This window comes from Fusobacterium mortiferum ATCC 9817 (genome assembly GCF_000158195.2).
GTDB lineage: Bacteria > Fusobacteriota > Fusobacteriia > Fusobacteriales > Fusobacteriaceae > Fusobacterium_A > Fusobacterium_A mortiferum.
In genome coordinates, this window is the sequence record NZ_GL987988.1 from 1,054,428 (window position 1) to 1,079,462 (window position 25,035).

Sequence of the window (25,035 nt, forward strand, 5' to 3'; positions counted from 1 at the left end):
TAGAGAAGATAAAAATAGTGGATAATTTCACTATTTTATAATAAATAGCAAAATTATCCACTATATTAAAATTTCTTTCTTAAAATTAGTAAGATTCCTCCACCTATAAATAAAACTATTGTCAGTGTAGAAAATAGAGGAAAGAATCCTATATTTTGAACTACTCCAGCTATTTTTCCTGAGATAATACTTCCAAAGCACATAGTCATATACCAAATTCCCATAAAAATAGTAGAGAGTTGCTTAGGTGCTAGCCTATTGAAAGTAGCTATTCCAACAGGAGCAGTACAAAGCTCAGATATAGTATTAAATAGGAAAGCTAAAACTATAAAAATCATATTAGCTTTTGACACATCTCTAGTGATATGTGAAGAGATGCTCATAAATAAAAATGCTATCCCCATAGAAAATAATCCAACAGATATTTTTATAGGAGCATCTACTTTATATTTTTTTAATTTCTCCCATAAAATAACTAAAAATGGAGAAAAAATAATTCCTGATATCGCATTTAGAGCTGGGAACCAAGGAACTGGAACAACGAAACTTCCCAAATTTCTATCTACATGATCTCTAGCATAGAGAGTAATAGAACTAAAAGATTGATAGAAAGCTGTCCAGAATAAAATAACAAAGATAGAAATAATTCCCATCAACTTTATATTTTTAATCTCCTCTTTAGAAAAATTAAAAGAAAGAGTAAAGTTTTTATTATTTGTTGTATTTTTATATGGTTTCTTTCCTAAGTCTCCTAAAAATTTAGGGGCTAGATAGAAGAATAACAATGTCCAAATAATAGCTATAATACTACATACTAAAAACATAGGTCTATATCCAAATTTAAGAATATTTCCTTGGAGATCTACAGTAGCCATAAATTTATCAGCAATAAGTCCAGCTGTAAATGGAGCTAAGAATGAACCAAGATTTATAAACATATAGAAAAGACTGTATGCAATCTCTTTTTCGCTAGGTTTTTTATCAGCATAGATATTTCCTACAAGGTTTGTACAATTAGCTTTAAAAAATCCATTTCCTATCATTATTCCCAATAGACCTAGATATAGAATATTTTTATCTCCACCTCTACTAAAGAACAGTAAGAAATTACCTAGAGAGATAAAAAATCCTCCTAAGATTATAGATTTTTGTTGACCAATATAGAAGTCTGAAAGCCAACCTCCAATTAGTGGAGTAAGATGTAATACTCCTACAAAGAAACCATAGAGAGAAGTCGCTTCAATAATTGATAATCCCATTCCACCTTTAGATACAGCAGTAGTAAAATATAGAACCAGAATAGTTGCTATTCCGTGATATGAAAATCTTTCCCAAGTGATAGTAAAACACATTAACCAAAATGATTTTGGATATTTGCTCTTTAAGTATTGAAAAATTGAATTCATAGTAACCTCATTTAATTTTTAGGATAATAAAAGGAACTGTCTTATTTTAATAATAACAAAACAGTTTCCCTAAAAGTTTTGTATTTATTAATTAAAATTTCATTTTAGAAAAATGATTTTTTCCAGCTCCACATGGTGGACATACCCATTCCTCTGAAATTTCAGCAAAAGGAGTACCAGCAGGGATACCGTGCTCTACATCTCCAACAGCAGGATCGTATACATATCCACAAACTTCACAAACATATAAATCTTTTTCAGAAGTGTTATGCTCTACAACTTCTGAGAAATGATCTTTTGAAACACCACAAGGTGGGCAAAGCCAATCTTCAGGTAATGATTCAAAAGGAGTACCAGCAGGGATACCGTGCTCTACATCTCCAACAGCAGGATCGTATACATATCCACAAATTTCACACATATACTTTTTCATTTTAAACCTCCAATTTTTAAAGTAATTTATAATTTTTTATATTGCTGAGTATATTATACACTTTTTTTGAATAAAGTTATACTATTTTTTCAAAACTTCTCCTAGACATTCAGTCAAATAATAATTATATCTACAAATTTCTCTACTTATATTAAGTAATAATTTAGAAAAAAGTTTAATATTATTTTTTGAGAGAGCATGAAAAGAGAATTTTGATAAAGAGATAAGTGTAGTATCTTCTACACAAATAGAAGTAGCTAAATAAGGCATTATTCCAATTAATGCTAGTTGTCCAAAACAATCCCCTTTTTTATAATTTTTTAAATTGTAAATTTTAGAATCAATCTCATATTCTAATTTTATTTCTCCCTCAGCTATAAGATAAATAGCTTCAGGGGAATCTCCTTGTGAAAAGATTTTTTCTCCAGATTTAATTTTTGTTATCTCTGTATAGGATAAAAATTCTGTAACTTCGTCCTTAGAAAAAGCTCCTAATATAGGAAAAGAATTAAGATTTTTTAAAATTTCAGTATAATTTTCAAGGTTATTTTTCTCCATAATATTTCCTCCTTCTACTTTTTGTATATTCTACAGAAAAAAGAATTTTCCTTTTTTTATTTTAAAAAATTAATTTTACTTGAATACTCTGCTTTTTGATGTTACAATTATAGTATAAAAAATTTTAGATAGGTGATATTGATATTATGAAAATTTTTAAAATTTTTATTTTACAAATAGTTATAGGAATAATTGCTATGGCTTATTCTGGACAATCAGACTGGTCAACTATGGCAGTCTATGATAATAAAATCCCTGAAAATATAGCTGTAAATGAAAAATATGGAGAGCATCCAGAAGTATTAGATTATGTTTTTGTAAGAGCTAGAACAGCTAATATGAGAGAATTGCCTTCAACTTCAGGAAAAATAATAGGAAAATATCCATATGATACAAAATTAATTGCTTTAGAAAAAGTATTAAATTATGGAAATCTTTGGTTTTATGTAGAGGATTCAAAAGGAAATAGAGGATATGTTTCTGCTAATGTAGTTAGAAAAAGAACTTTTAGATTCCAAAAAGCTATGGATAAAATAGTAGAATTAGAAAATTTTATGAAGGAGCAAAGAGCTTTAGGAAGGGAGATAGCTAGTACTAACTCATATATACCTAATCCTAATAACCAAAATTTTAAAAGAGAAAAGGATAAGTATGGGACTACTTTAGATCAAAGTAGTATTGGAACTTCTGTTATCAATGGAGAAGAAATATATATTCCAGATAGATCAATACTATCTGTTATAGAAAAAGGAAAAACTACTTCAAGAGTAAAAGTAGCAAATATTCCAGAAGAGTTAATTGTTCCAAATTCATCTATTTCAAGGAATCCAAAGATACAAAATGAGTTTTTTAAAGTTATTGCTATAGATGTATCTAATCAAAATATGATAGTTTTTGAAAAGAATAGTGAAGGTATATGGGAGGTTATCTCATATGTTTATAGTAAAACTGGAATAGAAAGTAAGTTAGGTTTTGAAACTCCAAAAGGATTTTTTATATCTCCTATGGCAAAGTATATTATGCCATATAATAGTGAGATAGGAGAAAAAGAGGGATATGCAAGATTTGCTATCAGATTTTCTGGTGGAGGATATCTGCATGGAACACCTATTAACTATGATGAAGAGATAAATAAAGAGTTTTTTATGAAACAAAAAGAGAGAACATTAGGAACTTTTACAGGAACAAGAAAATGTATTAGAACTACTGAGGAGCAAGCAAAATTTCTTTTTGATTGGATTGTAAGTAAGCCAAATAAAAAGTATAATGAGCAAAGACCAGATAAGAATGTTATGTTTGTAATTTTCTAAAGAGGTGTATAGATGAAAAAGATATTTATGGTATTGTCTTTAGTTGGAGTTATAGCAGGTTGTACTTCAACACAGGGACAATTTAAAGAGATAACTATAAAAGAAAGTGAAACACAATATATTTTAGAAGATGTAACAACTACTGAAAAACCTCTCGAAGATATAATAGTTTTCAATGAAGAGGGAGTAGTTATAAGAAAAGATGGGAATAACTTAGTGCTATCTATGCCAGTAGAGATTTTATTTGATTTTGATAGTTCAAAGGTAAAGGAAGGAGTAAAAGAGAGTTTAAATACTCTAGGAAAAGCTTTAGCTGAAAATAAAGATATAAAGCTAAAGATAGATGGACATACTGATTATATAGGAACAGAGCAGTATAATTTAAATCTTTCTCTTAAAAGGGCTAATTCAATAAAAAATTATTTAATAGGAAGGGGAGTTTCTGCTAATAATATCTCAATAGAGGGATATGGAAAACAAAATCCTGTGGCAAATAACTCAACTGAGGCTGGAAGAGCAAAGAATAGAAGAGTGGAGTTTATTATTTCAAGGGATAAAGTGATTTTTTAATGAGATGTTTTTCTAAGTACAACTCTCCAATAGGTAATCTTTATCTAGTAGAAGAGGAAGGAAAGTTAATAAGAGTTACCTTTAATGAGATTCCAGCAGATTGTAAAGAGAAAGAGAGTAATTTTTTTATTGAATGTAAAAAACAGTTAGATGAGTATTTTGTTGGCAGTAGAAAAGAGTTTGATATTCCATTAAAACTTTATGGAACAGAGTTTCAAATAAAAGTTTGGAAGGCACTAGAAGTAATTCCTTATGGAGAAACTAAAAGCTACAAAGATATAGCTATTTGTATAGATAATCCTAAGGGATGTAGAGCGGTGGGATTAGCTAACAATAGGAACCCTATACCGATTATTATTCCGTGTCACAGAGTGATAGGAGCTAATGGAAAATTAGTAGGCTATGGTGGCGGAATAGATAAAAAAATCTTTCTTTTAGAGTTAGAAAAAAATAAAAAATAGTTGAGAAATTATTATAACTTAAAAACTAAAATAACTACAAATATTTCAAGAATGACTTTTATTCTTTTCAATCTTTGTCATTCTTGAATTTTTATATTCTCAATAAATTTTTTATTAAAATTGGAGTAGAGATAAAAAAGGAAAAAATTTACTGTAATAAGCATTTGAAAACATAAAATTAAGAGAAAAAAATATCCTTATGATTAAAAATTGAATGTTTGAAAAATGACATCAAATATGCTATAATTACTTAGGATATATAATTGAAGAGGTAAAAGATGAAAGGAAATTTTTTCACAAAAATAGTTTATGAGTTTTATTATCTCTCTTTTTTTCTATCAGAACGAAAAAAGAAACAGAAAGAGAAAAGTAATATAGCAAATAAATTTTTGAAATATAATAACGAGAGAGTTTTAAAAAATATAAAAGATAAGAAGATAAATAAAGTTTTAATACTTCTTCCCCATTGTTTACAAAAATATAGTTGTCCATTGAAGATAACTTCAAGTATAGAAAATTGTAAAAAGTGTGGTCAATGTGTAATAGGAGATTTTTTAAAAATAAAATCAGAGTTTCCTGTGGAAGTAAAAGTAGCTACAGGAGGAACATTAGCAAGAAAACATATAAAGGATACAAGACCAGATTTAGTAATGGCAGTAGCATGTAAAAGAGATTTAGTATCGGGAATACATGATGCTTATCCAGTAAATGTCTATGGGATTTTTAATGAGATTCCAAATGAACCTTGTATAGATACCACTGTATCAATACAAAAAGTTAGGGAGTTTTTAAAAGAGATATTTTAATTAGCAGATAGGAGGTAGAACTTGAAGAAAAAATATTTTATAATAGCTCTTTTGTTTGCATTGGGAGTTTCAACCCTTGCTTCAGAGAGAGATGATTTAGCTTTTGTAGATGAATTATATAAACAGAAGAAATTTGATATGGCTATAGTTGAGTCAAAGAGTTTTTTAGATAAATATCCTACATCAAAATATAGTAAGAGTATACAGGATAGAATAGCTAAGGTATATTTTTTACAAGGAGATTACTCCAATGCTATCAAATATTTTAAGATTTTATTGATAAATAATGATTTAAAAGAGAAAGATAAAAATGAGATAAGATATTATCTAGTGAGATGTTATGCTGGGATAGGAGATAAAAATTCTAGTGAAGAGTATTTAAAATTGATAGATACTAAAAATGAGTACTATGAAAAAGCTATATATGACACAGGGACTACTTATCTAAGTCAAGAAAATTACCCTTTAGCAGAGGAAAGTTTTCAAAGGATAATAGCACTCAATGGAAAGTATTACAATGATGCTATACTAAGTATGTCTTTACTATCTTATAATAAAGGAGATTATAACAGAAGTATAGCTTATTTAAATCAATATGCACAACTAAAGGATAAAAAAAATATAGTATTTATGAATTATCTATTGGGGTCGTCATATTATAAGTTAAATCAAGTAGATTTAGCAACAAGATATTTTGAAGAGTCTGTAAAAGAGAGTAAGGATAGTACCTATGGAAGAAAGGCAAGCTTAAATCTTGTAGAGATATATAGTAATAAAGGGGAGCTAGAAAAAGCTCAAGGAAAGATAGATATCCTGCAAAATACTCCTGATTATAGTGAAGGAATGAGAATTTTAGGAGATTCTTATGCAACTAAGGGAGATTATCAAAAGGCAATAGAGTGTTATAATAAATCGAATGATTTTTCTAATCCTAAACTACTTTATAGCTATGGATTTTCTCTTTATAAGTTAGATAGATTAAAAGAAGCTCAAGCATATTTTGAAAGTTTAAAGAAAAGTTCCTACTATAACCAAGCTATTTACTATATCTTTGCTATTGATTATAAATTAGGAAATTATAAAAAGATTATAAATAATAGAGATGAAGTGAAAAAATTAGTAGTAAATCAAAAGGATATAGAGAGTATCAATGTAATTATAGCTAACTCTGCCTATGAATTAGGAGATTATAAACTTTCTAAAGATTACTATGGAAGAAATTATACTCTTAAGCCAAATATAGAAAGCTTATATAGAATAATTGTAATAGATAATAAAATAGATGATTTAGATGATATAAAATTGAGATTTTCTGAATATAAAAATAAATTTCCTAGTGATACAAAATATAGAAAAAACATATATTTATCAGTAGGAGAGTTATATTATAAAAAAGGAATGTTTGATGAGAGTGCTAATACTTATAAAGAGTATCTAGCTACAAATAAGGATTTTGATATTTTAGATAACTTAGTAACTATACTACTAGCCCAACAAAAATATAGTGAGATGATGACTTATCTAGATGGAGCAGATAGCTCTCCAAATAGTGTTTACTTAAGGGGAATAGCTTCAATGGGAATGGGGAAATATCAAGATGCTAGCAATTATTTTATAATAGTTGAACAAGATACAACTACTACACCAGAGCTAATGGAAAAGATAAAGTTTAATAAATTGAGAAATGCTTTTCTTTGGGAAAAATATGAGGATGCCATAAAATATGGGGAGGAGTATATATCTCAATATCCAAATGGAGAGAATAGAGCAGAGGTTTTAGATAAGACAGCTTTAAGTTACTTTAGAATGGATAATTTTGAAAAGAGCAAAGAGTATTATACACAGTTACAAAGTATACCGAATTATAATGAGTATGCAACTTTCCAAATAGCTGACTCATACTATGCTCAAGGAAAATATGATGAAGCATTGGGAAAATATCAAGAAGTATACACAAAATATCCAGATAGTAAGTATGGAGAAAGTGCTAACTATTGGTATTTGAACTCTTTAATTAACTTAAAAAAATATGATGAGTTTGAGAAAGCTAAAGAGGAGTTTATAAAAAAATATCCAAACTCTGAGATGAAAGAAAATATATATATCTTAGCTGGGCAACTTTATGAGAGAAAAGGGGATAAAGATAGTTCTCTAGCTACCTATGAAAAACTTTATACGACTACAAATGATAGTGATATAAAGGAAAAAACAGCTACTAAGATATTGGATATCCAATTAGCTACAAATAAATTAGATGAAGCAGTAAAATATATATCTGGAATAGGAAATATAGAGATAAAGAGTTATTATAATGCTCAATTATATGAAAAGCAAGGTAAAAAAGAGGAAGCTTTAAAAGAGTATGAAAATCTTTTTGCTGGAAGTAAGTATAAAGACTTTGCTGGAATAAATTTAGGAAATTATTATTTTGATAAAAAAGATTATGCAAAGGCAAGAGAGTATTATTCAGGAGTGGAGAGTTTAGAGAGTACCCCATATAAAGATTATGCTCTGTATCAAATTTCCAATATAGATGAATTAGAAGAAAAAACAGAGAGTGCTTTAAGAGGGTTTACAAAGGGATATATACTTTATAGTGGAGATTATTCAAATCTTTCAAAATTAAAAGCAGCACAGTTGGATGAAAAATTAGGTAAAGAGGAGGATGCTTCAAAACTTTATAAGGAGCTGTACTCTGTGGAAAAATTCCAATATAGAAGTTTTGTGTTGGAAAAGATGATTTACTATACACTAAAGAGTGGAAATAAAATAGAAGCTAAAAAATATTATAATGAGCTTCAAAAAATAGATAAACCAGCTTCAGAAAAATATAATCAATTTTTTAACTAGGAGGATAAAACTATGAAAAAACTATTAGCTGTAACATTTTTATTATCAACTATGGCAGTGATGGGTGCTGATGAAGGAGTAGCAGTTTTTGACAAAGAGGTACAAGGAGTAAATAAAGAGCAACTAGAAATAAGAGAGATACCAACAGAAGAGGTTATCTTAAAAAGTCAAAAGGTTGAGTCTGGAGCTATCAAAGTAACTAATGATAACTATCAAAACCAAAATCAAAAAATAAAAGTTGTACAAGGAGAGAAATCAGCTCTTGAAGATGAGCTATCACAAGGTGTAGAAGAAAAATCTTTCTGGAAATATATTTTAGGTGGATTAGGAGTAGTAGCTTTAATTATAGCTTTATAGCATAGGAAATTGTAGATAATTTAGGAGGACAGATGTACTATTTAACAAACGGTGGAATACTAATGTACGTAATACTTATTATGTCTATAATAGGATTAAGTGCAGTAATAGAGAGATTTATACATTTTAGAAAATATGAAAAAGATAACAGAACTACTTTAAATAAAGAGTTAAGAGTGATGATAGAACAAGGAAATATAATAGATGTAGTAAAGAAACTTCATCCAGAAAAATCAGCTGTTTCAAGAGTATTAAAGGTAGTTTTATATGATTACTATAACAATCCAAATTCAAGTATAGAGAAGCTAGAGGAAAAAGGAAAAGAAAGAGCAATGGCAGAGATAGCTGGATTAGAAAAAAATATGTGGATTATCTCTCTAGTAGCACATCTAACTCCTTTTGTAGGGTTACTAGGAACAGTAACAGGAATGATAAAAGCTTTCCAAGCTGTATCTATATATGGGACAGGAGATGCTTCTGTATTGGCAAAAGGAATATCTGAAGCATTATTTACAACAGCAGGAGGATTATTTGTAGCTATCCCAGCTCTTATATTTTATAATTATTTCAATAAGAAGATAGATAAAATAATATCTGATATGGAGATAACAACAACTGAACTTTTAAATATGTTTAGAAAGTAGGAGAATATTATGAAATTAGAGAGAAGAAGGAGAAGAGGAGAGGGCTTGATTGAGCTAACTCCCCTTATAGATGTAGTATTTCTTTTACTAATATTTTTCATGGTAGCAACTACTTTTGATGATGTAAAAGGTGGTATAAAAATAGAGTTACCACAATCTACAATAAGAGAGATAGCTGAAGTAAAAGAGATACAAATTATAGTTGATAAAGATAAGAATATGATACTTAACTTTAAAGAAAATGGAAAAACTGAACAAATAAGTGTCAATAAAGATAGTTTAAAAGCAAGATTAGCAGAAAAATTAGCAGAGTCTAAGGAGAAAAATGTAATCATCAGTGCAGATAAAAAATTAGATTATGGTTATATAGTAGAGATAATGAGTATATCTAAAGAAGCTGGAGCAAACTCATTAGATATAGATACTGCAGATAAAAAATAAGGAGGGCTTATGAAAAAAGATGATGGAATAAGTATACTCCTTTCAATAATTATAAATATAATCATAGTTTTATTAATTCCAAGTCTGTCTGCTAATAAAGTTGAAAATAAAAAGATAAAGATAGGATTAGTCGCCTATGAAAATAAAAATAGGACTAAACTAGAGGGACAAAAAAATAGCAATACATCTCAGAAGAAAACTGTTGAAGAGTTGAAGAAAATACCACCTAAAAAAGAAGTAACAAAGGTGGAGAAACCAGTAGAGAAAAAGCAAGAGGTAAAAAAGGAAGAGAAGAAAACTACACCAAAGTCTGATAAGATAGATTTATCTGCTTTAAATAATATAGCTAGTAGTGTATCTGTGCCTAAGGTAGAGGTAATGACAAGTGTTCAACCTAAGTCAAGCGGATATAGAGAGGTAGCAGTATTAGAAACCCCTAAGAAAGAGCTTCAAAGTGGAGTAACTTCTAAAAGTAAAGCAAGTGAAAATATAACTTTATCTAAGGAGTTAATCTCAGCAGAAAATGAGAAGTTAGAATTAAATGATGAGGATAAGATAGCATTTAATTCTGAAATAGGGAAAGACTCATCTTTTGATAGAATATTACAAATCTCAGGGGAAACAGAGGGGTTACCTAGTGGTTATAGATTAGGAACAGAAGATGGTGATATAGTAGCTAGATGGGATACTTCTAACAGGGAGCCAGTATATCCTGAGTCTGCTCAATTAAAGGGATTACATGGAAGTGTAAAAATAAGAATGAATATAGATGAAAATGGAAATGTAAAAACCCTCAAATTAGAAAAAGGAAGTGGTGTTCCAGAAATAAATAATGCTATTGAAGAAGTAGGAAGAACTTGGAAAATCTATTTGAGTAAAAATGGATTAAGTGTAAAAGGAGATGTAATCCTAGAGTATAATTTTACATTGAAAGGGAAAGTAAACTAATTTGTATTAAAGAGGTGGAAGAGTTGGTTCTTTTAGGATTTAGATTAGAAAAAACTTTAAAGGAAGAATTAGAAAATAATTATGAAAATGAGTTAACTTTTGCAGATAATATAACTGATTTTATAGATTATTTAAAAAATAAAAAATATGAAGCTATAATAATTGAGGAAAAAAATTTACAGGAAGAAGCTTTAATAAACCTTATAAAAAAAGTTGGAGAACATCAAAAGAAAGGTGTTATAATTGTACTAGGAGAAACATCTAATTTAAAAGTAGTAGCAGGAAGTGTTAAAGCAGGAGCTTATGATTATATTTTAAAACCTGTAGAAACACCAACTATAATTAAGATTATAGAAAAATCTGTAAAGGATTATAAACTTTTAGCTGAGAGAATAGATAAGCATAAAAGCTCAGGAGATAAATTAATAGGGCAAACTAAAGAGATAGTAGAGCTATATAAGATGATAGGTAAGGTAGCTACAAGTAGAGTTCCTGTTCTAGTAGTAGGAGAGAAAGGAACAGGAAAGACAAGTGTGGCAAAAGCTATTCATCAATTTAGTGACTGGGCAAATAAGCCATTACTTAGTATAAACTGTACATCTTTCCAAAATGAGCTTTTAGAAAGAAAAATGTTTGGATATGAAAAAGGGGCTTTTAAAGGTGCAGTATTTCCACAAATAGGAGAGCTAGAAAAAGCTAATGGTGGAACATTACATCTAGGAAATATAGAATCATTAAGTTTAGATTTACAATCTAAAGTACTTTACTTCTTAGAAGAGGGAGAGTTTTTTAGAATGGGAGGAGCAGCACCGATTAAAATAGATGTAAGAGTTGTTGCAACTACTTGTGAAAACCTTGAGGAGCTAATTAATCAAGGAAAATTTATTGATGAGTTATATAGAAAGTTGAGAGTTCTTGAAGTAAATATTCCACCTTTGAGAGATAGAAAAGATGATATTCCACTTATAGTAGACCACTATCTATTAGAGTGTAATGATGAGTTACATAAAAATGTAAAAGGTATAAGTAAGCCAGCTCTTAAAAAAATGTTAAGATATGAATGGCCAGGAAACGTAAATGAATTAAAAAATGCTGTAAAATCTGCTGTAGCTTTATGTAGAGGGACTTCAATCTTAATAGAGGATTTACCTAGTAATGTTTTAGGAACAAAAATTACTAAGAAAAAAGGTGAAGGACAAATCTATGATTTAAAAGAATGGATAAAATCTGAAATAATGGAATATAAAAATAATAATCAGATGGATTATTATGGAAATATAATCTCAAAGGTAGAAAAAGAATTGATTCGTCAAGTGTTAGAAATGACTAATGGTAAAAAAGTAGAAACTGCTGAGATATTAGGAATTACTAGAAATACTTTGAGAACTAAGATGAGTAATTATGGTTTGGAGTAAAATATGCATATAACATTATATAGAAAGTATAGACCAAAAAACTTTGAAGAAGTAGCTGGACAGAAAGAGATAGTAAAAACTATAAAAACTTCTTTAAGAAATGGTAAAACTTCACATGCTTATCTATTTACAGGACCTAGGGGAGTAGGGAAAACTACATTAGCTAGACTTATAGCCAAGGGGGTAAATTGTCTAGAAAATGGAATTACTGATGAACCATGTAATAGATGTGAAAATTGTTTAGCAATAAATAATGGGACATTTTTAGATATGGTAGAGATAGATGCTGCTTCTAATAGAGGAATAGATGAGATAAGACAATTAAAAGAGAAAATAAATTATCAACCTGTAAAGGGAAGAAAAAAAATCTACATAATAGATGAGGTTCACATGCTCACAAAGGAGGCTTTTAATGCTTTACTTAAGACTTTAGAAGAACCGCCAGAACATGTTATCTTCATATTAGCAACAACAGAAGCTGATAAAATACTACCTACAATAATCTCAAGATGTCAAAGATATGATTTTAAAACTCTTTCACTAAATGATATGAAAGAGCAATTAAGATTTATTGGAAAAAATGAGGGAGTAGATATATCAGATGATGTATTGGAACTAATCTATGAAAGCTCTGGTGGAAGTGTGAGAGATGCTGTATCTATCCTTGAAAGAATAATGGTAACTTGTTTAGGAGAGGAGATTACTTTAGAAAAAAGTGAAGAGGTACTAGGAGTAACTTCTGCTAAAAAAATGGAAGAGTTTTTAATGGAGATTAAAGAAAAAAATTATACAAAGCTAGTTAAAACTTTAGATAGTTTTTGGAATGACTCTGTTGAAATAGAACTATTTTTTAAAGATTTTGCTAAGTATTGTAAAGGACTTATGGCAAAAGGAGAGCTAGAAATAGAGAAGGGACTTACTATTATTGGTTGTATTTTTGACTCTTTAAATAAGTTTAAATATGAAGAAGATAAAAGACTTGTTGGTTATGTAATAGTAGATAATCTTATGAAAAGAACAGTTAAACCAACAGAGATAATTGTAGAGAGAGTGGTAGAAAAAGAGATTACTCCTACAAAGGAAGAGATAAAATCAGAGAGAAAAGAAAAATTAGAGGGAATAACTCTTGAGTATATAGCAGGAAAATGGAATGAAATTGTAAAAGAAGCTAAGAGGGAGAAAATTACTTTAGGAGCTTTTCTTATTACTGCTAAGCCATATAAATTAGAAGATGATATTCTATATATTGGATTTGATACAGAGAGCAGTTTCTGTAAAGAGCAGATGGAAAATAGTGCCTATAATGATGTATTTACAGAAGTAGTAAGAAAAATAATTAATCCTAAATTAAAGTTAAAATATATCACTATTGGAAAGAAAAAAGAGATAGAGAAAGATAGTGGAGATTTTACAAAAAAAATAGTGGATTTCTTTGGTGGAGAAATTATGGTATAATATGGAGGAAAAATGTTTTTACTAAGTAGTGTATTATCAATAGTTCTTCTTTTCCTTCTTTCTCTTCTTATGCCAGTGATGAGTTTTGCTCTTCCTATTTATAAGATAAAGAAGATGAAGAATTTTACTTTTAGGGAGAAGGTAATAGTCAATATTATAGTTATAATATTGATAGGTTTAATCAATCCTTGGTTGATACCATTTTATTTAGGATTTTTTGTAGTGATTGAATCTCTTTATAATTATTTTATCTTTAAAGGAGATAGAATAAAAAAATTTGATAGAATAGTGATTATTTCACTGATAACAACAGCTATTATGACAATGTTACTATTTTTATTAAAAGATGATATCAATAATAATATGGGACTTCTTATGGAAGTATATGAGAAAAATTTTCAAATAAGTAAAGCTGAGAGTTTAGAAGTATTTGAAATGATAAAAAATAGTGCTGTATACTATATATTTATCTATGCAATTTTATCTGTATTTACAATGTATATCTCTTTAGATATAAAGGATTACTCTCAGTGGGAAATCTCATTTGAATGGTTATTAATGTATTTGTTAGGATATTTTGCTATTCATCTGTTTAAGATAGATAATTTTTATACTAACAATATTTTAGGAATAGGTGAGTATATCTTTATATTTTTTGGAGTAAAAACTTTGTATTCAGTTTTTAGTAAAAAAATAAAATATAAAGGAATAGCAAATATGATAGCTATTATGCTAGGATTATTATTTCCTTTCGGAACTTTTATAATAGGAGTTTTTGGAGGATTTAAAATAGATAAAATCAAAATAAATGAAAAAAAATAATTGGAGGATAGAAAAATGGCAAAATTACAAGTAATACTTACACAAGATGTAGCTGGACAAGGAAGAAAAGGAGATATCGTATCTGTATCAGATGGATATGCTCACAATTTTTTAATAAAAAATAATAAAGGAATTCTTGCAACTCCAGAAGAACTAAAAAAAATAGAAAACAGAAAGAAAAAAGAGGAAAAAAGACAACAAGAGGAAAAAATAAAATCTGAAGAGTTAAAAAAAGTTATAGAAGCTAAAAAAGTTGAAATAGCTGTAAAAACAGGGGAAAATGGAAAGTTATTTGGAGCTATAACTAACAAAGAGGTAGCAGCAGCTCTTGAGCAAACATTTGGATTAAAAATAGATAGAAAGAAAATAGAGTGTAATATAAAAAGTTTAGGAGAGCATGTTGCATTTGTAAAACTTCATACAGATGTAAAGGCTGAGGTAAAAATAGTAGCTAAAGCTCAATAGTTTTATTTGAGGAGTAAAAATGCTAGATATAGAAAATTTAAAAAAAGTTCCTAGTAGTATAGAGGCAGAGAAATCTGTCCTAGGAGGAATATTTCTAAAGCCAGATATATTTGGGGATGTAGTAGAGATACTACATCCTAATGATTTCTATAAGAATGGACATAAGTTAATATATGAGGCTATGAGAGATATCTATAATAGTGGAACAGGAATAGACCCTATTGTAGTAGTAAATAAATTGAAAAAAAATGAGAAGTTTGATGAGTTAGTAGGAGAGCAACTGTTATTTGATATAATTTCAGATGTGCCTACTGCGGCTAATATAATAGAATATGCTAAAATTGTTAAGGAAAAAGCTACTCTCAGAAGATTAGGAGAGGTAGGAACAAAAATAGTTGAACTTGCCTATGAAGGTTATGAAGAGGTAGATAATATCCTTGACAAAGCTGAGGGAATGATATTTAAGATTTCAGAGAATGTAGATTCTAAGGATTTAGTGAGCTTAAAAGATGTAATAGCCCAAGAGTTTGTAAGATTAGAAAAAGTTTATCAAAATAAGGGAGTAGCTACAGGAATATCATCTGGTTTCTCAGATTTTGACCAGATGACAAGTGGTTTTCATCCATCTGATTTAATTATTCTAGCAGCTAGACCAGCTATGGGAAAGACAGCTTTTGCTCTAAACTTAGCACTAAATGCGGCTATGAAAAGTAAAAAGGGTGTCTTGTTATTTAGTTTGGAGATGTCTAGTTCTCAATTGCTACAAAGACTTCTTTCAATAGAGGCTGGGATAGGACTTCAAAAAATAAGAAATGGTTTTTTAGATCCAGATGACTGGGGAAAATTAGGGCTTGCAAGTATGAAGCTGTCAAATTCAGAGATAAATATAGCTGACTTACCCAATGTAAATGTATTAGAGATAAGAGCTATTGCTAGAAGATTAAAAGCAGCTGGAAAACTTGATATGATTATCATAGATTATCTTCAACTTATAAAAGGAAATAGTACTCGTGGAGATAATAGACAGCAAGAAATTTCTGAAATTTCTAGAGCTTTAAAGGGAATAGCTAGAGAGTTAGATATCCCGATAATAGCTTTATCACAATTATCCAGAGCAACTGAGCAAAGAGCAGATAGAAGACCTATGCTTTCAGACTTAAGAGAGTCTGGAGCTATTGAGCAAGATGCTGATATGGTAATGTTTTTATATAGAGATGATTATTACAACGAAGATTCTGAGGATAAAGGGCTTACTGAAGTAATTATAGGTAAACAGAGAAATGGACCAGTAGGAACTATAAAACTCAGATTTTTCCATGAGTATACTAGATTTGAGAATTTTACTTCAAGAATTGAATAGATTAAGAGAGGATTGATATAAGTGAAAAAAGTTGAATTATTAGCTCCAGTAGGTAATATGGAGAAATTTAAAATGGCTCTACACTATGGTGCAGATGCAGTATTCTTAGGTGGAAAGATGTTTAATCTAAGAGCTGGAAGTAATAACCTTTCAGATGAAGAGTTAGAGTATGCTGTAAATTATGCACATGAGAGAGGAAAGAAAGTTTATGTTACATTAAATGTAATCCCTCATAACCAAGAGTTAGAACTATTACCTGACTATGTAAAATTTTTAGATAGAATAGGAGTAGATGGAGTAATTGTAGCTGATCTTGGAGTTTTCCAAATAGTAAAAGAAAACTCTAATCTTTCTATCAGTGTAAGTACACAAGCAAGTAATACAAACTGGCGTTCTGTAAAGATGTGGAAAGATTTAGGAGCTAGAAGAGTTGTATTAGCAAGAGAGATTTCATTGGATAATATAGCTGAAATTAGAGCTAAAGTTCCTGATATAGAGTTAGAGGTATTTGTACATGGAGCTATGTGCATGGCTATTTCTGGAAGATGCTTACTAAGTAACTATATGACTGGAAGAGATGCCAATAGAGGAGATTGTGCTCAAGCATGTAGATGGAAATATAATCTTGTAGAGGAAACAAGACCAGGAGAGTATATGCCTGTATATGAAGATGAGCATGGGACATATATTTTCAACTCAAGAGATTTATGTACAATAGAGATTATAGATAAAATCCTAGATTTAGGTGTAGATTCTCTAAAAATAGAGGGAAGAATGAAAGGTATATACTATGTAGCTAATGCTGTAAAAGTATATAGAGATGCCATAGATAGTTACTATTCTGGAAATTATCAATATAACCCTAAATGGTTAGAAGAATTAGAGTCTACTTCAAATAGAAGTTATACAAAAGGATTCTATTTAGGAAGAGCTGGAGTAGAATCTCAAAACTATAATGATAGAAATTCATATAGCCAAACACATCAACTAGTAGCTAAGGTAGAGCAAAAATTACCTAACAATGAGTATATTCTTGCTATAAGAAATAGATTATTAGTTGGAGAAAAATTAGAAGTAGTAAGTCCTGGAATAAGTGTAAGAGAGATAACTTTACCAACTATGATACTTATGAACAAAGATAAAGAGGTAGGAGAGGTAGAAGCGGCTAATCCGAACTCATTTGTTAAGATAAAATTAGATGAAGAACTAAATGAATTAGATATGCTAAGAAAAAAAATCTAAAAAATTAGGGGGATAGTTATGAAAAAACTATTAGTAATGGGAATATTAGTTTTAAGCTCAATATCTTTTGCTAAATTAGAGGTACCAGAAGATGTAGAGAAAAATATAAATAAATCAGCTAGAAGTTTTGATGGTTCTCAAAGAATGAACTATATAAATTGGCAAAAAAGGTCATATTTAAGAATGGATGAGGTAGCTAAAGAATCTGGAATACCACAGGAAGAATATGCTAGAATAAAGGCTAAACTTGAGAGAATGTATGGAAGTAACTATGCAAAACAGCTCCAAGTATTACCAGATGAGATAAACGATTACAAAGATGTGGTAAAAAGAGTAGAAGAGGCTACAAAGGGAAATGTTATAGTAGATGAAGAGGTAAACCAAAGAGCAAAAGAGGAGATAGTTAAAACTTTAAATGCTGTAAAAGTTCCTAAAGAAATCTTAGAGGTTTATCAAAAATCTGCTGAAGAGTTATTCCCAAATAACTATCCTAAACAACAGCAATTTTTAAGTATATGTATAAAAGATTACTTTGAGATACTACCACTATTAAAAAAAGAATTAAATAAATAAATTTTAAAAGGTCAATATTTTTTACAAAAAGTCTAAATTTTTGAAAAAAAATGTTGACTTTTTTGTCAATGTAAAGTATATTAAATTGTTAAAAAAAATATTTAAAACAAAGGAGTTGATAGGAGAGAAATGAAAAAGAGACAAGTATCCCTTTCTTGTGCATTACTTCCAATAATATTTTTGGTTGTAATACTTTTTTATTCAGTACAGATAGCTAAACTAGAAGTACATATTCCAATATTTATTTCTGCTATATTTGCAGGTTTTGTGGCATTGATATGTAAATATGCTACTTGGGACGAATTAGAAGATGGAGTTGTAGAAACCATAAAGATGTCTATGAGAGCTATACTTATTCTTATGATAATAGGAATGGTTATAGGAAGTTGGATTTTATCAGGAATAGTTCCATCAATGATATACTATGGTTTAAAGATTATCAATCCATTAGTATTTTTACCAGTTACAGTTATAATATGTTCAATAGTATCTCTTTCTACTGGAAGTTCGTGGAGTACAGCTTCGACGGTGGGAATAGCCCTAGTAGGAATAGGAGAAGGGCTGGGATTACCTAGACCAGTGATAGCAGGAGCAATAATATCTGGAGCATATTTTGGAGATAAACTTTCTCCAATGTCAGATACAACTACATTGGCACCAGCTATGGCAGGAGCCACACTATTTGATCATATAAAACATATGCTTTATTCAACTGTACCAGCATATATATTTACACTGGTTGGATTTATTATATTGGGAATAAAACACAGTTCAGGTGGAGAGGTAGATACTGCTCAAGTTAATGAGATATTAAATGCACTATCTAATTCATTTAATATTAGTCCATTTCTACTATTAATTCCAGTGTTTGTAATAGGAATGGTGGTTATGAAAGTGCCAGCTATTCCAGGATTGTTTGCAGGTTCTTTAATAGGAGGAGCTGCTGCTATGCTTTTCCAAGGTGCTTCTTTAAAAGATGCACTATACTCTTTACATTATGGATTTAGTGGAAGTACAGGAAATGCCATGGTAGATGAGTTGTTAAATAGAGGAGGAATGAACTCTATGATGTGGACTGTATCTATTATTCTATGTGCTATGACATTTGGTGGAATAATGGAGAAGTCTGGAATGTTAGGAAGAATAGCTCAAGAAATATTGAGATTTGCTAATACAACAGGTAAATTAATTTTGGCAACACTATTGACACCTATGTTTATTAATTCAGTAGCTGGAGATCAATATCTTTCAATAGTTATTCCTGGAAGAATGTTTAAGGAGAGTTATGAGAAAAGAGGACTTGCTCCTAAAAATCTTTCAAGAGCCTTAGAGGATTCAGGAACAATGACATCAGCACTTATTCCTTGGAATACATGTGGAGCCTTTATGATGGGGGCTTTAGGAGTAGGAGCTTGGGTGTATGTACCATATTGTCTATTTAATATAATCTCTCCAATAATTTCAGCATTTTATGGATTTACTGGAATTACAATAGAGAAGATAGAGAAATAAAATAATCTGATTGATATATGAGAGTAGTTATTTGGTTGAAATAGCTACTCTTTTAATTTTTCTTTATCTAATTTAATAATTACTCAGCCAGCAAATTAATTTAAGAAAACTCAAAGAATTGTGTAATTTATGAAGAGAAGTTAGATTAACTCAGCGAAGTCGAACGCTAAAAAATACAATAAGTCAAAGACTTAACCCTTGTATTTTTAGTGAGATAAGTTTATAGTTAATCAACTTCTTGGAATATGGAACAATTCTTAGTTTTCTTTTTAAATCATAAATAGTTGAACATTAATTTAATATCTAATAAAGAATAAAAAAGAAGAAAGCTCTACAGAACTTTCTCCTTTTTCCACCCATACTTATATTTAAAAGTTTCTAATAATACCCATATGACCTTAAACAGTATCTTAAATTCCGGTCATTTTCTTTAAATCGTTGCAGATAAATTGTGCCTTTGAACCAAATATTGCTTGAATTCCGTGAGCTCCAACTTTTAATACTCCAGAAGCACCTAATGTCTTTAAGACATCATCTTTAACTATTGAAGTATCTTTAACTTCCACTCTTAATCTAGTGATACAAGAGTCTAGAGATAAAAGATTTTCTTTTCCACCTAAAGCTTCTAAAACTCCAACAGCTAAAGCATCTCCATCAACAGCTTTTGTTTCTTCTGAATCAGAAGTTGCAGCATCTCTACCAGGAGTTTTTAAATCAAATTTTCTAATAGCAAATCTAAATCCAAAATAGTATATAACAGAGAAACAAAGTCCAACTATAATAACCATATACCATCTAGTTTCAAATCCACTTGTACCAGTTAAAACACCAAATACGATATAGTCTATTAATCCACCAGAGAAAGTCATACCTATTCTAACTTGGAATAAGTTCATTAACATAAATGAAAGTCCAGCAAATAGACAGTGAATTCCATATAATACAGGAGCTACGAATAAGAATGAGAACTCTAATGGCTCAGTAATTCCTGTTAAGAAAGCTGTAAGAGCTGCAGAGAATAAAATTCCTCCAACTAATTTTTTATTTTCTGGTCTAGCTTCTTGATACATAGCTAAAGCAGCAGCAGGTAATCCAAACATCATAAATACGAATTTTCCTGTTAAGAATTTTCCAGCACCTTGGTATGTAGCTGAAGAGAAAGAGTGTACTCCATCTTTTAACATAGCAAACCAGATAGCTTGGTCCCCTTGTACTACTTGTCCAGCTTGAGTAGTATACTCTCCAAATTGGTACCAGAAAGGAGCATAGAAAATGTGGTGTAATCCAAATGGGATTAAAGCTCTTTCTATAATTCCAAAGATAAATGTAGATATATTTGTATTTACTTCGTTAGCTAAGAAAGATAATTTTGCTAGTCCAATTTGAACTGGTTGCCATATTGTAGGCATAGCTAATCCAACTAAGAAAGCTAATATAGCTGTCATAATAGGAACTAATCTTTTTCCAGCAAAGAACCCTAAGAAAGCTGGTAGTTCAGTTTTATAGAATTTTTTATAACATATAGCTGCTATTATACCTGCTATTAATCCACCAAAAACTCCAGTTTGAAGAGTAGGGATTCCTAATACCATAGCATAAGATAAATCTCCACTAGCTACTCCAACAGCAGCATCTGTCATAATTCCCATAGTAGTATTCATTATCAAAATAGCTACTACAGCAGCTAGAGCGGCAATACCATCTCCACCTACTAGTCCTATGGCTGCTCCTATGGCAAATAGTAAAGGTAAGTTTGAAAATATTATTTGTCCAGCTTGCTCCATAAGTGTAAAATGTAATTTGTTTCCAAAGGCTAAGAATAATCCTGCTGCTGGAAGAATAGCAACTGGAGTCATCAGAGCTTTTCCAATTTTTTGAACTTCTGCAAAGATTTTCATAAAAATTCCTCCATAATTTTTTTTAATTTTCTATGATATAAATATAACTCAACTTCTTAAAAAAGTCAATAATTTTTTCAAAATAATTGAGCCATTTTTATTTTAAATTGATTTTTTTAAAAAAATAGTGTATGATTTTATTATAATAAAATTAAAGATTAGGGGATAATTTTTATGAAAGAAGATAAAGAATTAGAGATAACACGTTTCAAAATAATTGAGCCTTTTTTGAAAAAGAAAAAGAAGCTCAAGGAGATAGAAGAAGAGGAAAATATCTCTTATGCTACTCTTAAGAGATGGGTAAATGCCTATAAAAAAAATGGAATAATTGGACTTGAAAAAAAATCAAGAGAAGATAAAAATTCTTTTAGAAATATAGATGAAGATGGAATAGAAAAAATAAAAAGTGTGTGTAGGGAATCTGGAGAAACAAGTATAACAAAACTCTATGCAAACTGTAAGAAAAAATTTCCAGAAACTTTTTCTATAAGTTATGCTACTTTTTATAGAGTAGTTAATAATATTGATGAGTTTTTTAATAAAACAACAGTAAAATATATGGAAAAGATAAAAAAAGAGAATCAGTGTTATTTAGTGTTTGATGTACCTTTATATGTACTAGTTGACGACTTTTTTTCTAATAAAAAGGTTGTTCCAAGATTACTTATTATGCTTGACTCAGCTTCTTTAGAGCCTATCAATTTTGCCATTGACTACTATTTTTCAAATTTTTATTCACTTTTAGGATTTATTAGAGAGGGAATTTTAAAAGTTTCTATAAAAAATGATAAATTTATAATTCCTAAGGAGATTTTAGTAGCTTCTAAAAATATAAATAACAAGAAGATTTTAAAAGAGATATATAATGAGCTAGGGATAAAAATAAGTGAACACTATACAGAAAATAGTGAGGTTCATAAATTTATAGATTTTATAAAAAGGGATATAGAGGAGTTTTATAAAAAAAATAATTATGAATTGACATTGTTAAAACTTACAGAGTTTTTAAGCAATTATATATATGTTCAAAAGAAAGAGTACGCTTTTTCAATTAATTATAATATGTTAAATAGTATCAAATATCTTCGTCAGTTAGATATATTTTTACAACTAACAACAAGGAAGATAACAGATTCTAAAGTGAGAGTAAAGAATTTTCAGTATATATCTTCAATTTTAAAAGGATTGAATGGACAAGATATCTTTGTGAAGTTCTCGCCAATCAATCCTAAAATTATCTATCTTTTTGCACAGAATACCTATATAGGTATTGCGAATATTGTAAATTAGAAATTCTCACTTAAAAATAAAACTTGAAGAATTGTGTAATTTATGAAGAGAAGTTAGATTAACTCAGCGAAATCAAACGCTAAAAAACACAACTGTTTGAGCGAAGTGAGTTTTGTGTTTTTAGTGAGATAAGCTATAGTTAATCAACTTCTTGGAATATGGAGCAATTCTTAGTTTTATTTTATAGCCTATATTTGAATAATCACTATATCTTATCTAATAAAATTTGTTTTTATAGGAGATTCATACTCTCCTCTCTCTACTCCAGCTTTTTTTCCAGCTTCTATACATTTTAATAGCCAAGAAAAGTTTTGAGCTAGAGTTCTAAGAGTTTGTAACCCTTCTTCATCTTTCATAACTTCTTCAAGAGTATTTCCGTGAATTTGATTCCAATATTGTGATGTAACTATTGGCATATTTGAAATACTAAAATATTTATTTAATCTATCAAAAGAAGATGAAGCTCCACCACGTCTACAAGAAACAATAGAAGTACCAAGTTTTCCAGCCATTTTCTTTCCATAAGCAACAAATAATCTATCTAAAAAAGCTGTAACTTGAGCAGAAGGACCTGCAAAATATACAGGAGAACCTACCACTATTCCATCTATACTATCTAATTTTTCTCCTACTCTATTTACCTCATCATCATTAAAACATCTTCCAGTTTTTTTACAATGACCACAACCTATACAACCAGCTACTGCCTTTTTTCCAAGATATACTATCTCAGTTTCTACACCATTTTGAGAAAAAACTTTTTCCATCTCTTTTAACCCAGTGTAAGTACAACCTTTTTCATTAGGACTTCCATTAATTAATAAAACTTTCATAAGACACTCCTCTTTACTATTTTTCTTTATGTTCTAAAAAACATTTTAAACAAACACCTTTAAAGTGATTTCCTATAATTATCTCTCCACCATCTTTATTTTGACTTTCATCAACTAGAATATTCATAGTAGCTTTGGCATCTCCACATACTTCACATACAGTTGGTATTTCTACAATCTTAGTAACAAATGGCAGCATATATGAAACAGTATCAAATAGCTCTCCCATAAAGTTTGACATAAGACCATATCCAAAAACTAGAGTTTTAGAATCTCTAATTATTTTTACCAAGTCATTAACTTGTGCTTTAGTTATAAATTGTATCTCATCTATTAGAATAAGATTAGGTTTATTTTCTAACCACCAAGTATAAAGGTTAAAATCATGGTTAAGAACAATAGCATCCATTCCCTCTTTTAATGCTCTGCTCTTTATTTTTCCTCCATCTCTAGTGTTTGTAGCTGGTTGAAATACAGCTACTTTTTTTCCAGCCATCATATTTCTATGAGCAGTAAGAATAAGTTCAGCACTTTTTCTAGCTCCTACTACTGAATAATAAAAGACAAATTTACCCATTAACTTCTCCTTATATAAAAATTTTTTTAAGAATATTATACCACAAAATATAGAAAAATAGGTGTTATCTTATAAAATTAAAAAGTGTACACTTATAAAAGTGTTGACTTATTTAAAAAATGCTGATATAACTATATATAAGGTGTTTGATAAAATTTAACACAAATAAGTGTACACTATATAGGAGGAATTTATGAGTCTTACTCAAAGACAAAAAACAATAGTTGAGATAGTAAAAGAGAATCAACCTATTATAGGAGATGAGATAGCTAAAAGACTTTCACTTACTAGATCAGCTTTAAGAACAGATTTTTCAATTCTTACTGGAAAAGGAATATTAAAATCTAAACCAAAGGTTGGGTATATATATCAAGAGAGAAAAGAGAAAAAATATATTCATGAGATAATGGGACCAGTGGTGTCAGTGGAGAGTAATTTATCTGTATATGATACTATTTTACAAATATTTGCTAAAGATGTAGGAACAATTTTTATAACAGAGGGAGAAAATCTTGTAGGAATAGTTTCAAGAAAAGATTTACTTAAGATAGCTATAGGAAAAACAGATATAAATAAGGTTCCAATCAATGTAATAATGACAAGAATGCCAAATATAATCTACTGTGAAGAGAATGATGAGATAGTAGAGGTAGTAAAAAAATTAATAGAGCATCAAATAGATTCTCTACCAGTTTTAAAAATAAAAGAGGTAAGAGGGAAAAAGGTATACAAGATAGTAGGAAGGGTAACAAAGACTAATATAACAAAACTATTTTTAGAAAATTTTGAAAAATAAAAGGAGAGGTTAA

The 25,035-nt window shown here is 29.3% G+C and carries 25 protein-coding genes; 19 read left to right on the forward strand and 6 right to left on the reverse strand.

Going from position 1 to position 25,035, the window contains the following annotated elements; genetic code table 11:
• Positions 1 to 65 precede the first annotated feature (65 nt).
• The 3 genes from FMAG_RS05945 to FMAG_RS05955 form a co-directional block, all read right to left on the reverse strand.
• Complete coding sequence (locus FMAG_RS05945) at positions 66 to 1,406, reverse strand: peptide MFS transporter (protein ID WP_005884973.1); 1,341 nt, start codon at positions 1,404 to 1,406, stop codon at positions 66 to 68.
• Between the two features lie 91 nt (positions 1,407 to 1,497).
• Positions 1,498 to 1,839, reverse strand: coding sequence for a rubredoxin (locus tag FMAG_RS14225; RefSeq protein WP_005884978.1), 342 nt, complete (start codon positions 1,837 to 1,839; stop codon positions 1,498 to 1,500).
• Positions 1,840 to 1,920: 81 nt separating this feature from the next.
• Positions 1,921 to 2,397 (reverse strand): Crp/Fnr family transcriptional regulator, encoded by a 477-nt coding sequence (locus FMAG_RS05955; protein WP_005884980.1) that lies wholly within the window; start codon positions 2,395 to 2,397, stop codon positions 1,921 to 1,923.
• A gap of 146 nt (positions 2,398 to 2,543) precedes the next feature.
• Here FMAG_RS05955 and FMAG_RS05960 point away from each other — a divergent pair, with 146 nt between their 5' ends.
• The 17 genes from FMAG_RS05960 (at position 2,544) to nhaC (ending at position 19,628) form a co-directional block, all read left to right on the forward strand.
• Complete coding sequence (locus tag FMAG_RS05960; protein ID WP_005884982.1) at positions 2,544 to 3,707, forward strand: L,D-transpeptidase family protein; 1,164 nt, start codon at positions 2,544 to 2,546, stop codon at positions 3,705 to 3,707.
• A gap of 12 nt (positions 3,708 to 3,719) precedes the next feature.
• Positions 3,720 to 4,277: an OmpA family protein gene (locus tag FMAG_RS05965; protein WP_005884984.1), complete on the forward strand. Its 558-nt coding sequence runs from the start codon at positions 3,720 to 3,722 to the stop codon at positions 4,275 to 4,277.
• Entirely contained in the window at positions 4,277 to 4,738 is a 462-nt protein-coding gene (locus tag FMAG_RS05970; protein ID WP_005884986.1) for a methylated-DNA--[protein]-cysteine S-methyltransferase, read from the forward strand. The genes FMAG_RS05965 and FMAG_RS05970 overlap by 1 nt, the downstream gene beginning before the upstream one ends.
• A gap of 278 nt (positions 4,739 to 5,016) precedes the next feature.
• Positions 5,017 to 5,544 carry a DUF116 domain-containing protein gene (locus tag FMAG_RS05975; protein ID WP_005884988.1) on the forward strand — a complete coding sequence of 176 codons (528 nt, stop codon included), beginning with the start codon at positions 5,017 to 5,019 and terminating at the stop codon, positions 5,542 to 5,544.
• A 21-nt stretch (positions 5,545 to 5,565) separates the two neighbouring features.
• Complete coding sequence (locus FMAG_RS05980; protein WP_005884990.1) at positions 5,566 to 8,394, forward strand: tetratricopeptide repeat protein; 2,829 nt, start codon at positions 5,566 to 5,568, stop codon at positions 8,392 to 8,394.
• A gap of 12 nt (positions 8,395 to 8,406) precedes the next feature.
• Positions 8,407 to 8,751, forward strand: coding sequence for a hypothetical protein (locus FMAG_RS05985; RefSeq protein ID WP_005884991.1), 345 nt, complete (start codon positions 8,407 to 8,409; stop codon positions 8,749 to 8,751).
• A 32-nt stretch (positions 8,752 to 8,783) separates the two neighbouring features.
• Positions 8,784 to 9,395, forward strand: coding sequence for a MotA/TolQ/ExbB proton channel family protein (locus tag FMAG_RS05990; protein ID WP_005884993.1), 612 nt, complete (start codon positions 8,784 to 8,786; stop codon positions 9,393 to 9,395).
• A gap of 9 nt (positions 9,396 to 9,404) precedes the next feature.
• Positions 9,405 to 9,836: an ExbD/TolR family protein gene (locus FMAG_RS05995; RefSeq protein ID WP_005884995.1), complete on the forward strand. Its 432-nt coding sequence runs from the start codon at positions 9,405 to 9,407 to the stop codon at positions 9,834 to 9,836.
• Between the two features lie 9 nt (positions 9,837 to 9,845).
• Positions 9,846 to 10,784, forward strand: a complete 939-nt coding sequence (locus FMAG_RS06000; RefSeq protein WP_005884998.1) for an energy transducer TonB — start codon at positions 9,846 to 9,848, stop codon at positions 10,782 to 10,784.
• A 23-nt stretch (positions 10,785 to 10,807) separates the two neighbouring features.
• Entirely contained in the window at positions 10,808 to 12,199 is a 1,392-nt protein-coding gene (locus tag FMAG_RS06005) for a sigma-54-dependent transcriptional regulator (RefSeq protein WP_005885000.1), read from the forward strand.
• Positions 12,200 to 12,202: 3 nt separating this feature from the next.
• Complete coding sequence (gene dnaX / locus FMAG_RS06010; protein ID WP_005885002.1) at positions 12,203 to 13,654, forward strand: DNA polymerase III subunit gamma/tau; 1,452 nt, start codon at positions 12,203 to 12,205, stop codon at positions 13,652 to 13,654.
• A 12-nt stretch (positions 13,655 to 13,666) separates the two neighbouring features.
• On the forward strand, positions 13,667 to 14,476 hold the full coding sequence (locus FMAG_RS06015) for a hypothetical protein (RefSeq protein ID WP_005885004.1): 810 nt from the start codon (positions 13,667 to 13,669) through the stop codon (positions 14,474 to 14,476).
• 15 nt (positions 14,477 to 14,491) lie between these two features.
• A complete protein-coding gene (rplI, locus tag FMAG_RS06020; RefSeq protein WP_005885006.1) occupies positions 14,492 to 14,941 on the forward strand; it encodes a 50S ribosomal protein L9 in 450 nt (149 codons plus the stop codon).
• Between the two features lie 19 nt (positions 14,942 to 14,960).
• Complete coding sequence (dnaB, locus tag FMAG_RS06025) at positions 14,961 to 16,301, forward strand: replicative DNA helicase (protein WP_005885007.1); 1,341 nt, start codon at positions 14,961 to 14,963, stop codon at positions 16,299 to 16,301.
• 21 nt (positions 16,302 to 16,322) lie between these two features.
• Complete coding sequence (locus FMAG_RS06030; RefSeq protein ID WP_005885009.1) at positions 16,323 to 17,543, forward strand: peptidase U32 family protein; 1,221 nt, start codon at positions 16,323 to 16,325, stop codon at positions 17,541 to 17,543.
• A gap of 18 nt (positions 17,544 to 17,561) precedes the next feature.
• On the forward strand, positions 17,562 to 18,116 hold the full coding sequence (locus tag FMAG_RS06035; RefSeq protein WP_005885011.1) for a hypothetical protein: 555 nt from the start codon (positions 17,562 to 17,564) through the stop codon (positions 18,114 to 18,116).
• A 129-nt stretch (positions 18,117 to 18,245) separates the two neighbouring features.
• Positions 18,246 to 19,628, forward strand: a complete 1,383-nt coding sequence (gene nhaC / locus FMAG_RS06040) for a Na+/H+ antiporter NhaC (protein WP_005885013.1) — start codon at positions 18,246 to 18,248, stop codon at positions 19,626 to 19,628.
• 410 nt (positions 19,629 to 20,038) lie between these two features.
• On the opposite strand, the gene ptsG is transcribed toward nhaC, so the two are convergent.
• Positions 20,039 to 21,526, reverse strand: a complete 1,488-nt coding sequence (gene ptsG, locus FMAG_RS06045; RefSeq protein WP_005885015.1) for a glucose-specific PTS transporter subunit IIBC — start codon at positions 21,524 to 21,526, stop codon at positions 20,039 to 20,041.
• 174 nt (positions 21,527 to 21,700) lie between these two features.
• Between ptsG and FMAG_RS06050 the strand changes: the two genes are divergently transcribed.
• Positions 21,701 to 22,816: a Mu transposase C-terminal domain-containing protein gene (locus FMAG_RS06050; protein WP_005885021.1), complete on the forward strand. Its 1,116-nt coding sequence runs from the start codon at positions 21,701 to 21,703 to the stop codon at positions 22,814 to 22,816.
• Between the two features lie 212 nt (positions 22,817 to 23,028).
• Here the strand turns inward: FMAG_RS06050 and FMAG_RS06055 are convergent, their stop codons facing one another.
• Together FMAG_RS06055 and FMAG_RS06060 are read right to left on the reverse strand one after the other, a co-directional pair.
• Positions 23,029 to 23,649 (reverse strand): flavodoxin family protein, encoded by a 621-nt coding sequence (locus FMAG_RS06055; RefSeq protein WP_005885023.1) that lies wholly within the window; start codon positions 23,647 to 23,649, stop codon positions 23,029 to 23,031.
• Positions 23,650 to 23,665: 16 nt separating this feature from the next.
• A complete protein-coding gene (locus tag FMAG_RS06060; protein ID WP_005885025.1) occupies positions 23,666 to 24,226 on the reverse strand; it encodes a thymidine kinase in 561 nt (186 codons plus the stop codon).
• A gap of 193 nt (positions 24,227 to 24,419) precedes the next feature.
• Between FMAG_RS06060 and FMAG_RS06065 the strand changes: the two genes are divergently transcribed.
• A complete protein-coding gene (locus FMAG_RS06065) occupies positions 24,420 to 25,022 on the forward strand; it encodes a helix-turn-helix transcriptional regulator (protein ID WP_005885027.1) in 603 nt (200 codons plus the stop codon).
• Positions 25,023 to 25,035: the final 13 nt, after the last annotated feature.

Coding starts and splice junctions, on each gene's coding strand:
- FMAG_RS05945 (WP_005884973.1), bottom strand. CDS start 1,406: ATGAATTCAATTTTTCAATACTTAAAGAGCAAATATCCAAAATCATTT.
- FMAG_RS14225 (WP_005884978.1), bottom strand. CDS start 1,839: ATGAAAAAGTATATGTGTGAAATTTGTGGATATGTATACGATCCTGCT.
- FMAG_RS05955 (WP_005884980.1), bottom strand. CDS start 2,397: ATGGAGAAAAATAACCTTGAAAATTATACTGAAATTTTAAAAAATCTT.
- FMAG_RS05960 (WP_005884982.1), top strand. CDS start 2,544: ATGAAAATTTTTAAAATTTTTATTTTACAAATAGTTATAGGAATAATT.
- FMAG_RS05965 (WP_005884984.1), top strand. CDS start 3,720: ATGAAAAAGATATTTATGGTATTGTCTTTAGTTGGAGTTATAGCAGGT.
- FMAG_RS05970 (WP_005884986.1), top strand. CDS start 4,277: ATGAGATGTTTTTCTAAGTACAACTCTCCAATAGGTAATCTTTATCTA.
- FMAG_RS05975 (WP_005884988.1), top strand. CDS start 5,017: ATGAAAGGAAATTTTTTCACAAAAATAGTTTATGAGTTTTATTATCTC.
- FMAG_RS05985 (WP_005884991.1), top strand. CDS start 8,407: ATGAAAAAACTATTAGCTGTAACATTTTTATTATCAACTATGGCAGTG.
- FMAG_RS05990 (WP_005884993.1), top strand. CDS start 8,784: ATGTACTATTTAACAAACGGTGGAATACTAATGTACGTAATACTTATT.
- FMAG_RS05995 (WP_005884995.1), top strand. CDS start 9,405: ATGAAATTAGAGAGAAGAAGGAGAAGAGGAGAGGGCTTGATTGAGCTA.
- FMAG_RS06000 (WP_005884998.1), top strand. CDS start 9,846: ATGAAAAAAGATGATGGAATAAGTATACTCCTTTCAATAATTATAAAT.
- dnaX (WP_005885002.1), top strand. CDS start 12,203: ATGCATATAACATTATATAGAAAGTATAGACCAAAAAACTTTGAAGAA.
- FMAG_RS06015 (WP_005885004.1), top strand. CDS start 13,667: ATGTTTTTACTAAGTAGTGTATTATCAATAGTTCTTCTTTTCCTTCTT.
- rplI (WP_005885006.1), top strand. CDS start 14,492: ATGGCAAAATTACAAGTAATACTTACACAAGATGTAGCTGGACAAGGA.
- dnaB (WP_005885007.1), top strand. CDS start 14,961: ATGCTAGATATAGAAAATTTAAAAAAAGTTCCTAGTAGTATAGAGGCA.
- FMAG_RS06035 (WP_005885011.1), top strand. CDS start 17,562: ATGAAAAAACTATTAGTAATGGGAATATTAGTTTTAAGCTCAATATCT.
- nhaC (WP_005885013.1), top strand. CDS start 18,246: ATGAAAAAGAGACAAGTATCCCTTTCTTGTGCATTACTTCCAATAATA.
- ptsG (WP_005885015.1), bottom strand. CDS start 21,526: ATGAAAATCTTTGCAGAAGTTCAAAAAATTGGAAAAGCTCTGATGACT.
- FMAG_RS06050 (WP_005885021.1), top strand. CDS start 21,701: ATGAAAGAAGATAAAGAATTAGAGATAACACGTTTCAAAATAATTGAG.
- FMAG_RS06055 (WP_005885023.1), bottom strand. CDS start 23,649: ATGAAAGTTTTATTAATTAATGGAAGTCCTAATGAAAAAGGTTGTACT.
- FMAG_RS06060 (WP_005885025.1), bottom strand. CDS start 24,226: ATGGGTAAATTTGTCTTTTATTATTCAGTAGTAGGAGCTAGAAAAAGT.
- FMAG_RS06065 (WP_005885027.1), top strand. CDS start 24,420: ATGAGTCTTACTCAAAGACAAAAAACAATAGTTGAGATAGTAAAAGAG.